Genomic DNA, 14,755 nt, shown 5'->3' on the forward strand with positions numbered 1-14,755 from the left:
AGAGGTGGTCTCCGGTCACGCTTATGCGATCCTCGCACCCGACGCTGTCTGTGGCGTTCGGGGCGGAAAAGACAATCCGACGGACGTGTCGGTAGATGGTGTTTGACCCATAACCCTTGGGCCCCGGCGCGAGAGCGCCGGGGCCCTCGACGCGGAGGCGCTATGGCCCAACCCGATGACCTGTTCGGCGACGAGGACTACCCCGCCTACACGATGGGCCGTGCCGCGGACATCGTCGGCACTTCACAGGACTTTCTCCGCCGCCTCGATGAGCTGAAACTCATCACCCCGCAACGCTCTGCCGGTGGACATCGCCGGTACTCCCGCTACCAGCTGCGCCTCGCAGCCCGCGCCCGGGAGATGGTCGATCAGGGCACCGCCGTCGAGGCCGCCTGCCGGATCATCATCCTCGAAGACCAGCTCGAGGAAGCGCTGCGCATCAACGCAGAACGCGACCCCACCTGACCTCCACCCGCCGCGGCCGGGTGCGGGCGGCAACCAATGCCGTAGGGCGGGGCAGTGCCCGGCGCGCGTTGCCGTCCGGTGGAGGCGATCGAATCCGTCTGCAGGGTGGCCATCCGGTGCGGGTCGGCCGGTCAGGGTCTGGCGGTGTCATCGTGTCCGTCCCGGGTCAGCTGCACCGCGCTGCGCGTGGACCCGAAGACCTGGATTCGAGTCCGGCCTGGTGCGCCGTGCCCGGCTCATGCAATGTCTTCCGCGTCGTCGCGGCACGCCGCGACCGCCTGTTCGGCGGTGCGCCGCCCTGCCACCACGCTGGTTGTCGCCGCTGTCCGGGCCGGACGGGGTCAGCGCTCACGCGAGCTCGGCTGCAGGTTGACGGCTGTTCGTCTCCTGCCGGGCCTCATCTCATCCGCGGCGTGCCCGGCGGCCTCGGCGGCGGTGTGCGCCGCCTCGCCGGCTCGTCGGGCGAGGGTCGTGACGGCGCCGCGGGCTCCGTCCAGCACCGCCGGGTCAGCTCCGCCGTGGTGGCCGCGCCGATGATCAGCCCGGCGGCCAGGCCGGCGCCGGCCCAACGCCACGGCGAGGCCGCTCGTGCGTCGCGCCGGGCGCGGCCACCCCGCCGATCGGTTCGGCCGGCCCAACGCCCGCCGGCGACACCCGGTCGTCGGAGGTATGGGTGAGCAGCCGGCATCACGAGATGCGGGACGGCTGCGCGGACCGCTCGGAGCTGGCACAGTCCCAGCGCCGGCAGGAACACCCCCGCGAGCCGGCGCCGAGCGGAGACGTGCGCACCAGCGGCACCTGTTCGCTGTACAGCGGAGATCGGTCAGGCAGATCGCGACATCCCACCGCGCCTCGGCCCGCCGGCGACCAAGGTCGTCGAGCAACGTCTCGACGACGCCGTCACGGCGCGGCCGTTGCGGACCGGAACCACCCACGCATCTAACCCCGGTACGGCGCAGGCACGCGCAGACAGTCGCGTTCCGCGGCTGGTCCCGCGTGATGTGTCGCCGCACCGGTGCCGGGTAGCCGGGGCAGATGCGCAGATTCCTAGTACGACCGCTCCCGGCCGCCGTCGTTCTGGCCGCTGTGGGAGCTGGCGCCATCGCCGGCGGAGTCATGGTCGCCAGGCGGCGCCGGGCCGCCGGACCCGACCGTTGGCACGCTGTCACCGTCAACTGCTCGCCCGGGCAACTCGATCCGCTGCCGCCGCCGCTGAACGAGCTTGGTTTCCCGGTGGAGGTCCGCATACGGCCGGCGCCGGGAGACCGGGGTACGGAGCTGGCGGCCCGGGTCGCGTCCGGCGCCGATCCCAAGCGCGTACGGCGGCTGCGAGCGGCGCTGCGCGAGGCGCGGTCACTTGCCGAGGTCGGTGAGGTGCTGCTGCCGGACGCACCGGCGACTACGAAACCGACGCTCAGATCCGCTCCGCTGGCGTACGCGACGAAGCACGGACGTGAGGAGGGCCGGCTGTGAGGGCATTGGTGTGGCAGGGCGTGAACAAGGTAGGCGTGGAAACGGTCCCGGATCCGCAGATTCGCAACAGCGGCGACGTCATCGTGAAGGTCGCACGGACCGTGACGTGCGGGTCTGACCTGCACCTGCTGGGCGGGTACATCCCGTTCATGCGCAGTGGTGACGTCCTCGGCCATGAGTTCCTCGGCGAGGTCGTCGAGGTCGGGCCGGGCGTGCGCAGGCACAGCGTCGGCGACCGGGTGGTCGTGTCGTCGTTCATCGCGTGCGGGCAGTGCTGGCACTGCCGCCGCGAGGAGTACTCGCTGTGCGACAACGGCAACACCAACCCGGACATCACCGAATTCCTGTGGGGTGCGGCACCGGGCGGCTGCTTCGGGTACTCCCACGCGATGGGCGGCAACGCCGGCAGCCACGCCGAGTACATCCGGGTGCCGTTCGCCGACGTCGGGGCGTTTCCCGTACCCGAGCCGGTCAGTGACGAGCGGGCCCTGTTCGCGTCCGACTCGGCCGCGACCGGCTGGATGGGCGCGGATCTCGGCGGCGTACGCCCCGGCGACGTGGTCGCGGTGTGGGGGGCCGGTGCCGTCGGGCAGATGGCCGCCCGGGCCGCGATGCTGCTGGGCGCGGAGCAGGTCGTATGCATCGACCGGTACGACTACCGCCTCGACATGGTCCGCCAGCACATCGGCGCCGAGACGATCGATTACACCGCCGTCGATGTCGGGGCCGAACTGCTCGAGCGTACCGGCGGCCGCGGCCCGGACGTGTGCATCGAGGCGGTCGGCATGGAGGCCCACACACCCGGCCCGCAGCACGTGTACGACAAGGCGAAGCAGCAGCTGCGGCTCGAGACCGACCGGCCCGCCGCGGTGCGTTCGGCGATCTACAACTGCCGCAAGGGCGGCAGCGTCTTCGTGCTCGGCGTGTTCGCCGGATTCGTGGACAAGTTCCCGCTCGGTGCGCTGATGAACAAGGGTCTGACGGTGCGGGGAGCGCAGATGCATGGTCAGCGGTACATCCCCATGCTCCTGGATCGCATGGCGAAGGACGAGCTCAGGACCGAGCACCTGGCGACCCACACCATGCCGCTGGAACAGGGCCAGACCGGCTACGACATCTTCAAGAACAAGGAGGACGGCTGCGTCCGGAGCGTCTTCGTACCGTGAGTGGCCAGGCGGGACAGCGCGTGCGCGGCGCCCCGGTGCCGTGCACGCGCAGCTGCGGTCCGGGCTCACCGGATCGACGTCTGTCGTTTCCGCGCCGCGGCAGGCCAGCCCAGCTGCGGCGGCCGTAGGCTGACGTCGTGGCGCCATTGACGTCGTTGATCGCCCGACCGGGCACGCTCGTCGGCGCCTGGATGCGCGAGATGTTCCGGCACGTCCGGCCACTGCAGGCGGGGGTGTGCGCAGCGACCGACGACATCCTCGTACTGCGGCCACACCCCGGGCCGGCCGCGGACTGGTGGCTGCGGATCCTCATCGCGCCGGCCGTGCCGGTCGACCTGGCGTCGATCGCCGGCCGGCGAGGCCGAAGCCGCTTACGGCATACGGCTCCGGACCGGCAAGTAGTTCTCGGCCGGTATCCGCTCGGTTGCGCGGTGGGCCGCAAGCGCGCGATCGGTAGCTGGGCCACTGCGTGTCCGTACCGCGGCGGACGCGCCAGCGGCATGGACACGGTTCCGCACGAGCCGCACAGTGCGCGATGCCGACTGTTGCCGCCGGTGTGGTTCGCGGGATCTGCCTCGAGCGCATGGTCGGCACACACCCTTCCGCGGCGAAAGCGCGATCGAGCAGGGGACGGTGGCCCTGGCCCTGCACCGCGACATCGGCAGCGGCCCGGGGCCAGGCGTACGCGCTGGCGTCGCTGTGCGTCAGCAACGCCCATCTGGGCCGCCACGACGCGGCGATCGAGGCGGGCCGATAGGCGGCCGCGCTCCCCGGCGACGCGAGCGAGGCCACGGCGACGGTGCTGAACAGCCTAGGCGAGGCCTACCGCCTGGCCGGGCCGGCAACTGCGACGCGGCCCGGGAGCACCGGTCGGCGCTCGACGTCGCCCGGACCATCGGCTACGCCGACGAGATCGAGCGGGCGCGGCAGGGGATCGAGGCCGCGCAGGCGACCACCGTCACGACCTGACCGACGCCAGTTCCCGGTCCGCCTCGGCCTGCACCTGGTCGAGGTCGCCCTCGATCTTCGCACCCGCCACGGCGTCGGGCAGGTCGTCCTCCATCCGGTGCAGCGGCCGGTACCGCAGGCCGAGCGCGGCCCATCCCATGAGCACCGCGCCGACGGTCACGAGCAGCAGGCTCATGCCGCGCACCGGGCCGATCCCGGTGCCGGCGATCCGGTCGGCCAGCCACGGCGCGCTGACGTAGCCGGCCGGGGCCATCGCGACCGCGAGCATCTGGTTGGTCGCCAGCACGCGGCCCTGGAGCTCCAGCCCGACCTTGATCTGGATCAACGCCAGCCAGTGCGCGTTGAGGATGCTCGTCGACGCCCACCAGACGAAGATCCCGACGCTGACGACGAGGACCGCGGGCCGCAGCCCCATGATGAGGATGCCGGCGCCGACGCCGAGCACGAACCCGACCATGCCGGTGGCCCGCCGCCGGGTGCCGCCCCACACGACCATGACGACGGCCCCGAACGCCGCACCCAGGCCGCTCGCCGCCGTCACCAGGCCGACGTCCGCGGCGTCACCGATCGACAGCACCAGCGGGGTAACCACCACCGTCGCGATCGAGCTGAGGTAGTTGTCCACCAGGAAGAAGACGATCATCACGACGAGCGGGCGGCGCCGGACGATGTACCGCCAGCCGCCCGCGATCGCCTGCCGGAACGTCTCCTCCTGGCGCCGGAACAACCGGTCCGGGAAGCGCACCACCAGCAGCGTGGTCAGCCCCAGCACGAACGTCAACACGTCGATGCCCACCACGGCGGGCAGCCCGAACGCGGTGATCAGCGCGCCGCCGGCCAGCGGGGCGAGCAGCATGCCGAGCCCGGTGCCGAGCTGGGCGACGGCGTTGGCCTGCGGCAGGTACGGCTTGGGAACCAGTTGCGTGATCGCGGCCAGGTACGCGGGCCGGTGGAACGCCGTGACCAGCGACCCCGTCCCCACGATCACGGCAACGTGCCACAATCGCAGGCTGTCCAGCCACAGCAGGACGACGAGCGCGGCCACCGTCAGCCCGGCGACGGCGTCGCAGACCAGCATCACCCGGCGCCGGTCGAACCGGTCGGCGACCGCGCCACCGACCGGCGCGCCGACGATGGCCGGCATCACCGCCAGCAGCGTGATCAGCGCGTAGTCGGCCATGCGGCCGCTGGTCTGGTACGCCCAAACGCCGAGCGCGAACGCGCTCAGCGCGCTGCCGATCAGCGACGCCGTCTGCCCGGCGGCGACGAGGGAGAACGCCCGGAGGCTGCGGCGGGCCGCCGATCCGGCGACCGCCATGTCGGCGACCGGCGGCGGCATCCGCCCGGCCCGCCACGCCGCCAGCCGCCCGCCGATCAGCTCAGCGACGTGCGTCGCCTGGTGCTTGAGGAAGTAGTGGCCGGCGTTCGGCACCACGGCGAGCTCGACCCGGTCGGCGTATGCGCCCCACTCCCGGTAGCGCTCCTGGTAGAGCTCGGTGCTGCGGTCGCGCTCCCCGACGACGCACAGCACCGGGACGGACAGCCGGGTCCGGTCGGCGCGGGCGAGTTCGCCGGTGTGGAACAGCTGCGCCTGCCGGGCGTCGTGGCGCAGGCTGTTCATCATCGTCCGGAGGTCGGTGTCGTCGAGGTCGTCGAGCATCCCGCCCATGGCCCGCAGCACGTCGCGGTAGTCGCGATCGGACATCCACCGGTCGCTGGGCAGCACCCGGTTGAACCACGCGGAGAGCCGTCCGGGCAGCCGCGCGGTCGGGAACGCCGCCGCCAGCACCACGCCGGCCAGCTCGGCGCCGTCGGCCTGGAGCCGCTGCGCCAGCGCGACCGCCGTCGCGGTGCCGACGCAGTGCCCGTAAACCACCACCGGCCCGGTGAACTGCCCGGCGACCTCGGCGGCCACCCGGTCTACGAGCTGCGGCAGCGGCAGCAGCGGCTCGTCGGGGCGGGCCGGGTCGTGCCCGGGCAACTCGATCGCGTACGTCGCCACGCGCGGGCCGAGTGCCATCGCCAGCGGCCGGTACGCCGCCGCCGACCCGCCGCCGTACGGGACGCATACGACGGTGACCTCGGCCGTGCCGGCCGTTGCGCCGAGCCGGTGCAGCAGCCCGGCCGGTTCGCCGGACCGCCGGTCGAGGAACGCCGCGAGGTCCCGCACCGTCGGGTGGTTGAACAGGTCGATGACCCGCAGATCCGGATCGGCCGCGCGGGCGGCCTGCACCGCCTGGAAGGAGTCGCCGCCGAGGGCGAAGAAGTCGTCGGTGGCGCCGACCCGCTCGACGTCGAGCACCTGCGCGTAGGCGGCGGCGACCCGGTGTTCGGTCGCCGTGGCCGGCTCGACGTAGGCGGCCGGCGCCGCCTCGGCCGGTGCGGGCAGCCGCGCGCGGTCGACCTTGCCGTTGGCGGTCAGCGGCAGGGCGTCCAGGCCGGTGATGGTGGTCGGCACCGCGTACTCGGGCAGGTCCTGACGCAGGCGCTGGCGCACCTGGTCCACGTCGGCCGTCCCGGTGATCCACGCGGCGAGCCTGCGCTGGTGGCCCTCGCCGACCGGCAGCACGACGGCTTCCCGGACGCCGGGCAGGCGGCGCAGCACCGCGACGATCTCACCGGGCTCGACCCGGTACCCCCGGATCTTGACCTGGTCGTCGGCCCGGCCCCGGAACTCGAGCTGGCCGTCGGGCCGCAGCCGCACCAGGTCGCCGGAGCGGTAGCAGCGGCGGGCGGGGTCGAGCGGGTCGACCGGGAAGCGTTCGGCGGTCAGGTCGGGGCGGCCGAGGTAGCCCCGGCTCACCGTCGGGCCGCCGATCCGCAGCTCGCCGGGGATGCCGGCCGGCTGCGGCCGCCCGGCGGCGTCGGTGACGTAGAAGTCCACATCGGACAGTGGCTCGCCCAGCGGCACCGTGGACCCGGTGCGCGGTACCGCGTCCACGTCGCACATCGACACCGCGACGGTGGTCTCCGACGGCCCGTACGAGTTGACGACCGTGAGGTCGGGCCGCGCCGCGCGGACGCGGTCGACGAGGTCCCACAGCAGCGGTTCACCGGCCAGGATGAGCACGCGGCGGGGCAGCACCCGGCCCAGGTCGCCGTGCGCGGCCAGCAGTTCCAGGTGGCTCGGCACACACTTGAGGACGTCGACCCGCTCACGCTCCTGGTACGCGGCGAACGCTTCCGGGTCGGTGGCGGTCTGCCGGTCGACCAGGTGCAGCGCGGCACCGGTCGTCAGCGCGCCGAACAGGTTCGTCATGCCCAGGTCGGCCGCCTGGGTGGAGACCAGCGCGTAGCTCGTGCGGGGGGCCGCGCCGAGGTACGCGAGCGCCGCCGCCAGGTAGTGGGTGATGTGCCGGTGCTCCACGGCCACGCCCTTGGGCGCGCCGGTGGAGCCCGACGTGAAGATGACGTAGGCCAGCCGGTCCGGGCGTACTCCGGCGTCGGGCCGGCGGGTGGGCAGACCGGCCCAGGTGGCGTCGTCGAGGACCGCGACGGTCCCCTCGGCGTTGCCGGCGAACTCGCGTTCGGCGAGCGTGGCGACCGCGCCGGCGCCGCGCAGCACCATCCGCACCCGCTCCGGCGGGTAGCCCGCGTCGACGGGCAGGTACGCCGCGCCGGCCTTGAGGACGCCGAGCAGCGCGACCGCGAGGTGGCTCGTGCGCTCGGTGAGCACCGCGACCGGCTGGTCGGCGCGCACCCCGCGGTCGAGGAGCCAGTGGGCGACGCGGTTGGCCCGCCGGTCGAGTTCGGCGTAGGTGAGCGTCGCGTCGGCGGCCACCACCGCCGTCGCGTCGGGGGTGGCGTCGGCCCACCGCTCGATGAGCGGATGCAGGACGCCGTCCTCGTGCGGCAGGGGTGGGCCGGTCAGCGCCGGGCCATCGACGGGCGCCAGCGGGATCGCGCCGAGCTCAACGTCCGCAGTGGACAGCAGGCCGTGGAGCAGTGTGAGGTACCAGGAGACCAGCCGCCGCGCGGTCGGCTCGTCGAACAGCGCCGACCGGTACGTCAGGCTGCCGCGCAGCGCCGTCCCGTCGGCGGCGACGTGCCACGACAGGTCGAACTTCGCCTCGGTCTCCGGCACCGGCACGACCGCCGACGGCAGCCCGGGGCCGAACTCCACCACCGTGGGGCCGGCGTCGTGCACGTTGAGGCTCACCTGGAACAGCGAGCCGGTGCCGGCGTCGCGGTCCGGGCGCAGCCGCTGCACCACCCGGTCGAACGGCACGTCGGCGTGGGCGAACGCGGCGAGCGCCGCCGCCCGGGCCGCGTCGAGCAGGTGCCCCGCGGTCGCCGCCGCGTCGACCTGACCGCGGACGACCACGGTGTTGACGAAGCAGCCGACGACGTCCTCGGTGCCCGGGCCGTGCCGGCCGGTCTCCGGTACGCCGACCGCGATGTCGCTCGCACCGGTGACCCGGGCGAGCAGCGCCTGGAGGCCGGCCAGCAGCACCATGAACGGCGTCATACCGCGGCTGCCCGCCAGCGCCCGGATCCGGCCGGCCAGCGCGTCGGGCACCTCGATCGGCACGGCGGCGCCGGCAGTGCCCGCGGCGAACGCCCCGCCCGCGGTGGGTGGCGGCGGCCGGTCGGTCGGCAGGTCGAGCCGGGACAGCCCGGCCAGCTGCCGCTCCCACCAGTCCAGGGCCGGACCATCCGGTTCGGCGCGCAGCGCGGTCGCGTGGTCGGCGTACTGCGGCGCGGGCGGGGGCAGCGGACCGGTGCCGACGCGGTACCGGTAGAGCGCCACGAGGTCGGCCAGGATCAGCCCGCGGCTCCAGGCGTCGGTGGCCACGTGGTGGAAGACGATCGCCAGGTGGTCGGCCCCGTCGACGACCCGCAGCAGCACGGCGCGCATCGCCGGGTGCCGCTGGAGATCGAACGGGTGCGCCACCTCGGCGGCCAGCACGCGGTCGAGGTCGGCGGCGGGCACCGCCCGCTCGCGGACCGGCACGTCGGCGGCCCGGCCGATCCGGGCGCACGGCTGCCCGTCGACCGTGGTCACGGTGCTGCGCAGGACCTCGTGCCGGTCGGCGAGCAATCGGACCGCGTCCAGCAGCGCCGTGCGGTCGATGCCGGCCGGCAGACGCAGGACCATCGGCACGTGGTAGGTCGGGCTGTCCGGGTCGAGGCTGGCCAGGAACCACAGCCGGGCCTGGGCCGCCGACAACGGCACCACGGTCCCGGGCCCGCGCTGGCCGGCCGCCGGCGCCACGCCGTTCGCGGGTGGTGCGGTGCGGTCCAGGGCGGCGGCGAAGTCGCGCAGTACCGGGTGGCGGAACGTGAGCCGGGCGGGCACGTCACGGCCGGTGGTCGTGCGCAGCAGCGCCGCGACCCGGGTGGCGGCGAAGGAGTGCCCGCCGAGGGCGAAGAAGTCGTCGTCCGGGCGGATGGCACCGGTGGCCGGCGCGCCGGGCCGGCCGTCCAGGACCTGGCGCCACGCCGCGGCGACCGCCTCCTCGGTGGGACTCAACGACACCGGGCCGGTGTCGACGGCCGTCACCGGTTCGGGCAGCCGGGCCCGGTCGACCTTGCCGTTCGGGGTCAGCGGCAGGGCGTCGAGCCGCACGATCGACGCCGGGACCATCCAGCGCGGAAGCCGCCCGCGCAGCTCGTCGCGCAGCCGCGCCTCGTCGGGGCCGCCACCCTCGGCGCCGGTGAACCACGCCACCAGCCGGCGCCCGCCGGGCGGGCCCACCGGCAGCACGACCGCCGCGTCCACGCCGTCGAGCCGGCGCAGCGCCGCGGCCACCTCGCCGGGCTCCACCCGGTACCCCTGAATCTTGACCTGATCGTCGGTGCGACCGAGGAAGTCGAGGTGGCCGTCGGCGCGGAGGCGGACCCGGTCACCGGTGCGGTACCAGCGGACCCCGGACTCCGTGACGAACCGCCGCGCGGTCAGCCGGTCGTCGTGCAGGTAGCCGCGGGCGAGGCTCGGGCCGGCCAGCCACAGCTCACCCGGCAGGCCGGCGGGCAGCGGCGCGCCGGCACGGTCGGCGACCCGGCACCGCACGCCCGGCAGCGGCCCGCCCAGCGGCACCACGCCGGCGCCGGCCCGGTCGGTCACCGTCGACACGTCGAGGGCCAGGACGGCGACGGTCGTCTCGGTCGGACCGTAGTGCACCTGGACGGCGAGGTCGGGCCGGGCGGCCCGGACCCGGTCGACCAGCTCCCACGGGCACGCCTCGCCGGCCAGGATCAGCAGCCGGCGTGGAAGCACGTCGGCGAGGTCCGCGCCGGTCTCCGAGGCCAGCAGGTGCAGGTGGCCGGGGACGAGCTTGAGCACGTCGACCGGGTGGCGGGCCAGGTAGCCGGCGAACGCGGCGGCGTCGGTGGCCGTCGCGACGTCGACGAGGTGGGCGGCCGCGCCGGTGGTCAGCGCACCGAGCAGCATGGTCAGCCCGAGGTCGGCCGCCTGCGTCGAGACCAGGGCGAACGACGCGGCGCCGGTCGGTAGCCGGTCGGCGACCCCGGCGAGATAGCGGGTGATCGCCCGGTGCTCCACGGCCACACCCTTCGGCGTGCCGGTGGACCCCGAGGTGAAGATGACGTACGCCAGCCGGCCGGGGTCGCACTCCACGCCCGGGTCCCCGTCCGGGCCCACCGTGAAGGTCTCCGGATCGTCCAGCCGTCGCACGGCGACCGGCAGGTCGGCGTCGGCGAGCCCGTCGGCCAGCGCCTCGTCGAGCCCGTCGGCGACGAGCACCGTGGCGGCGCCCGCGGCCCGCAGGAGTGCGGCCAGCCGCGCGGGCGGGTACGTCGGGTCGACGGGCAGGTACGCCGCTCCGGCCTTGAGGATGCCGAGCAGCGCCACCGGCAGGTGGGTGCTGCGTTCGGTGAGCACCGCCACCGGCGCGTCCGGCGCCACGCCGTCGGCCAGCAGGCGACGGGCGACCCGGTTCGCCCGGCGGTCCAGCTCGGCGTAGGTGAGGGTGCCGTCGGCGGCGACCACGGCGGTCGCGTCCGGGGTGGCCGCCGCCCACCGGGTGACCATCGGATGCAGGGTGCCGGTCGGCGCGTCCACCGGTGCACCGGCCACGGCCGGGTCCACGCTGCCCGGCAGCGGCACCGTCCGAATCGGACTGTCCACATCGGACGTCAGGCCGGCGAGCTGGGCAAGCAACCACCCGGCGATCCGGTGCGCGGCCGCCGCGTCGCAGTCGCGCAGCCGGTACTCCACCACGCCGTCGAGCGGGCCGTCGCCGGCGTCGCTGAGCCGTACCGTCAGGTCGGACCGGACCCGGTCGGTGCCGCCGACGGTGACCGTCGTGGCCAGCCCCGGGAACGTGGCCGGGTGCGGGTCGGCGGGGACCACGTTGAGCAGGACCCGGAACAGCGGCGTCGAGCCGTCGTCGCGGCGCGGGTTGACGAGCTCGACGATCCGGGGGAGCGGCACGTCGGCGTGGCTCAGGGCGTCGAGGGCCGCCTCGCGGACGCGGGAGAGCACGTCGCGTCCGGTGAGATCGCCGGACAGGTCGGTGCGGACCACGACGGTGTTGACGAAACAGCCGATCGCGGACCCGCTGCCGGGCTCCCGGCGCCCCGCCTCGGGAACGCCGACGGCGACGTCGGGGTCGTCGCCGGTGCGCGCCAGCATCGCCTGGAGTGCCGCCAGCAGCACCATGAACGGCGTCATGCCGTGCGCGGCCGCGACGGCGCGGACCCGGTCGGCGAGCGCGGCCGGCACGGTCAACGGCACCTGCGCCCCGGCATCGTCGGGCGTGCGGCCGGGCGCGGTCACCCGGCCGACCGGCAACGGCGCGGGCGCGAACCCGGCCAGCCGCCGGGTCCACCACCGCAGATCGTCCTCGTCGGGCTCCGGCGCCCGTCCGCGCGCCCGGACCGGCCGCAACGGCGCGGGCGGGCCGTCGCCCGCGTGGTGGCCGGCGTAGCGCTCCGCCAGCTCGGCGACCAGCAGCGTGATCGACGCGTCGTCCATGGCGACGTGGTGCGCGGTCAGCGCCAGGTGGTGCTCGCCGGTGCCGGCCGCGAACAGCGTCACGCGCAGCGGCGGCTCCGCGGCGAGCCGGAACGGCCGGCGGGCGTGGTCGGACAGCGCGGCGGCGAGCGTGTCCGGGGTGACCGCGCGCTCGTCGACGGGCACCGCGTCGGCCGGCGCGGCCACGGCGACGGGCGTGCCGCCGTCGACCGTGATCGTGCTGCGCAGGGCGGGATGCCGCCCGATCACGTCGCGCACGGCGGCGAGCAGCGCCGGCCGGTCGAGCGGGCCGACGAGTCGCACGACGATCGGGACGTGGTAGGCCGGGCTGTCCGGGTCGAGCTGGGAGGCGAGCCACATCGCCCGCTCCGCGCCGGTGAGCGGCAACGCCGGCTGTGGACTGTCGTCGGGCTCCGCCGCCGGCTCGGCGGCTGTGAACGCGGCGAGCCGCGCCTCCAGGCGCGCGCGCAGCGCAGCCCGATCCCGCGTCTGTTCCGTCATCGATCCGCCCCCCGTGGACGTTGCCCGGGCCCGGTCAGGCCTCGCGGGCGAGTTCCGTCAGTGCCAGCTCCTCGACCGCCGCGGCGAAGTCGGCCAGCACCGGATGGTCGAACAGCAGGCGGACCGGCACGGCGAAGCCCAGTGCCGGCCGCAGCCGTGCCACCACGCGGGCCGCCGTCAGCGACTGCCCGCCCAGCCGGATGAACTGATCGTCGACGCCGATCGTCTCCGCAGCGACGCCGAGCGCGTCGGCCCAGACGCCGACCACGAACCGCTCGACGGGCGTGCGCGGCGGCGTCGGGACCCGGGTGGGGTCGGCCGGTACCGGCAGCGCCGCCCGGTCGACCTTGCCGGTCGGCCCGAGCGGGAGCTCGTCGAGCACCACGATCCGGCTCGGCACCAGGTGGGCCGGTAGCCGGCGGCTCAGGTCGTCGTGCAACCGGTTCGCGTCGATCGGCTCCGTGCCGGTGCCCTGGACGTACCCGACCAGCCGCCGGTCGCCGGCGGCGTCGGCCGGCGCGGTCACCACCGCGTGCTGGACGCCCGGGCAGGCGGCCAGGAACGCCTCGACCTCGCCGAGCTCGACCCGGATGCCGCGGATCTTGACCTGGTGGTCGCTGCGGCCGAGGTAGTGGTAGACGCCGTCGACCCGGCGCACCAGGTCGCCCGTGCGGTACGCCCGCCGGGCCGGGTCGTCGGGATCGGGCGGGAACCGTTGCGCGGTCAGCTCGAGGCGGTCGAGGTATCCGGAGCTCACGACGGGCCCGGCGATCCACAGCTCACCGACCGCGCCGTCGGGCATCGGCCGCCCCTCCTCGTCGCGCACGCTCGCCACCGCCCCGGCGATGGGCGCGCCGATCGGCGGCTCGTGCGCGGCGTCCAGGTCGGCGCGCGTCACCTCGGCGACGAGGCAGTAGGTGGTGCACTCGGTCGGGCCGTAGCAGTTGACCAACCTGGTGACGCCGGGGTTGGCGTAGATCCGCCGGGCCAGCGCCCGGGTCAGCGCCTCGCCGGCCGGGCTGACCGTGCGCACCGACGGCGGCAGCGGCGAGCCCAGCAGGACGGCGAGCACCGACGGCACCCCGTTGAGGAACGTGACCTCGTCGCGGGCGGGCAGGTCGGAGAGGGCGAGCAGCGAGTCGGCGAGGATCACCGTGCCGCCGCTGAGCAACGGCGCGAACATTTCCACGACCGACACGTCGAAGCACACCGACGTGGAGGCGAGCGTGCCGCGCAGCTCGTCGGCCGAGTACGTCTCCACCGCCCACCGGACGAGGTTGAGCGTCTGCCCGTGGTCGATGACCACGCCCTTGGGCTTTCCAGTCGACCCCGAGGTGTAGATCAGGTACGCCGGTCCGTCCCCGCCGGCCGGGCCGTCGGCGCCGGCGTCGTCCGGCGAGGCGACCGGGCCGTCGCCCGGCACCATCGGGCGGGCGTCACCCAGCCACGCCGCGTCGACCTGCCGCTTGTCCACCAGGACGTGCCGCAGCCGCGCGTCGTCGATGACGAAGGTCTGTCGTTCGGCGGGATGGGCCGGGTCCATCGGTACGTAGGCCGCGCCCGCCCGGAGCACCCCGAGCAGCGCCGGGATCAGCCACTCCTCGCGGTCGAGGCAGACGCCCACGTACTCGTCGCGGCCCACGCCCTGGCTGCGCAGCTGGACGGCGACCGCGTCGGCGCGCGCATCGACGTCGCGGTAGGTGAACCGGCGGGTACCGACCACGAGCGCGTCGGTGTCCGGCGTCCGGCGCACCTGCCGGGCGAACGCCACCTCGATGCGGTCGGGCATGCGGAGTCTCCTTTCCCGGAGGCCCGGATCCGCGTCAGCGTCACGCGTTCGTCGGCGCAGGGAGCCGAGACCGTCGAGCGGCCGCAAACCTACCAACCCCCGCTAACCGAACGCTAAGTTCTGGCTATCGCGAGCCTTCCGTGCCGGATGCCGGCAAAAAAGGCCAGCTGAGCTGGCCTTTTTCTCTGCTCAATAGTTGCCGAGCGGACAATACGAATGTTCTCCGTAATTCGGGCTTTACAGGACCAAAACGAGCGGGCTACAGTTCCCGGAAGTTGGGCCGCTTCCGTGAGATGCATCGCGGGCCGGCGCCGACTGCCGCCGCGGAGGCCGGGTGCACTGCGCTGATGATCGCATTGCATGAAGCCGTCGTCCTGCTAGCGCCTCCGCCGCGGCCTCGCGTCCGTGCCCGGTCGACCGGGCCGGCGACGGCCCCCTGGGCCGACCCCCCCC

Annotated in this window: 5 protein-coding genes; 3 read left to right on the forward strand and 2 right to left on the reverse strand. The window is 74.6% G+C overall.

The features are described from left to right. Positions 1–162 precede the first annotated feature (162 nt). The 3 genes from AC6JBM_RS00300 to AC6JBM_RS00310 all read left to right on the forward strand — a co-directional run bounded on the left by AC6JBM_RS00300 (position 163) and on the right by AC6JBM_RS00310 (position 3,104). Entirely contained in the window at positions 163–465 is a 303-nt protein-coding gene (locus AC6JBM_RS00300; protein ID WP_497981591.1) for a helix-turn-helix domain-containing protein, read from the forward strand. 1,116 nt (positions 466–1,581) lie between these two features. Beyond that, complete coding sequence (locus tag AC6JBM_RS00305) at positions 1,582–1,938, forward strand: hypothetical protein (protein ID WP_497981592.1); 357 nt, start codon at positions 1,582–1,584, stop codon at positions 1,936–1,938. Then, positions 1,935–3,104 carry a zinc-dependent alcohol dehydrogenase gene (locus tag AC6JBM_RS00310; RefSeq protein WP_497981593.1) on the forward strand — a complete coding sequence of 390 codons (1,170 nt, stop codon included), beginning with the start codon at positions 1,935–1,937 and terminating at the stop codon, positions 3,102–3,104. Before AC6JBM_RS00305 ends, AC6JBM_RS00310 begins: the two co-directional genes overlap by 4 nt. A 958-nt stretch (positions 3,105–4,062) precedes the next feature. Here AC6JBM_RS00310 and AC6JBM_RS00315 read toward each other — a convergent pair. After that, positions 4,063–12,513, reverse strand: a complete 8,451-nt coding sequence (locus AC6JBM_RS00315) for a non-ribosomal peptide synthetase/MFS transporter (RefSeq protein WP_497981594.1) — start codon at positions 12,511–12,513, stop codon at positions 4,063–4,065. A gap of 34 nt (positions 12,514–12,547) precedes the next feature. Next, the gene (locus AC6JBM_RS00320) at positions 12,548–14,302 is read right to left on the reverse strand and encodes a non-ribosomal peptide synthetase (protein WP_497981595.1); all 1,755 of its coding nucleotides are present in this window, start codon (positions 14,300–14,302) and stop codon (positions 12,548–12,550) included. Positions 14,303–14,755 lie beyond the last annotated feature (453 nt).

Source organism: Dactylosporangium thailandense, from assembly GCF_059739745.1.

Coding starts and splice junctions, on each gene's coding strand:
- AC6JBM_RS00300 (WP_497981591.1), top strand. CDS start 163: ATGGCCCAACCCGATGACCTGTTCGGCGACGAGGACTACCCCGCCTAC.
- AC6JBM_RS00320 (WP_497981595.1), bottom strand. CDS start 14,302: ATGCCCGACCGCATCGAGGTGGCGTTCGCCCGGCAGGTGCGCCGGACG.
- AC6JBM_RS00315 (WP_497981594.1), bottom strand. CDS start 12,513: ATGACGGAACAGACGCGGGATCGGGCTGCGCTGCGCGCGCGCCTGGAG.
- AC6JBM_RS00305 (WP_497981592.1), top strand. CDS start 1,582: ATGGTCGCCAGGCGGCGCCGGGCCGCCGGACCCGACCGTTGGCACGCT.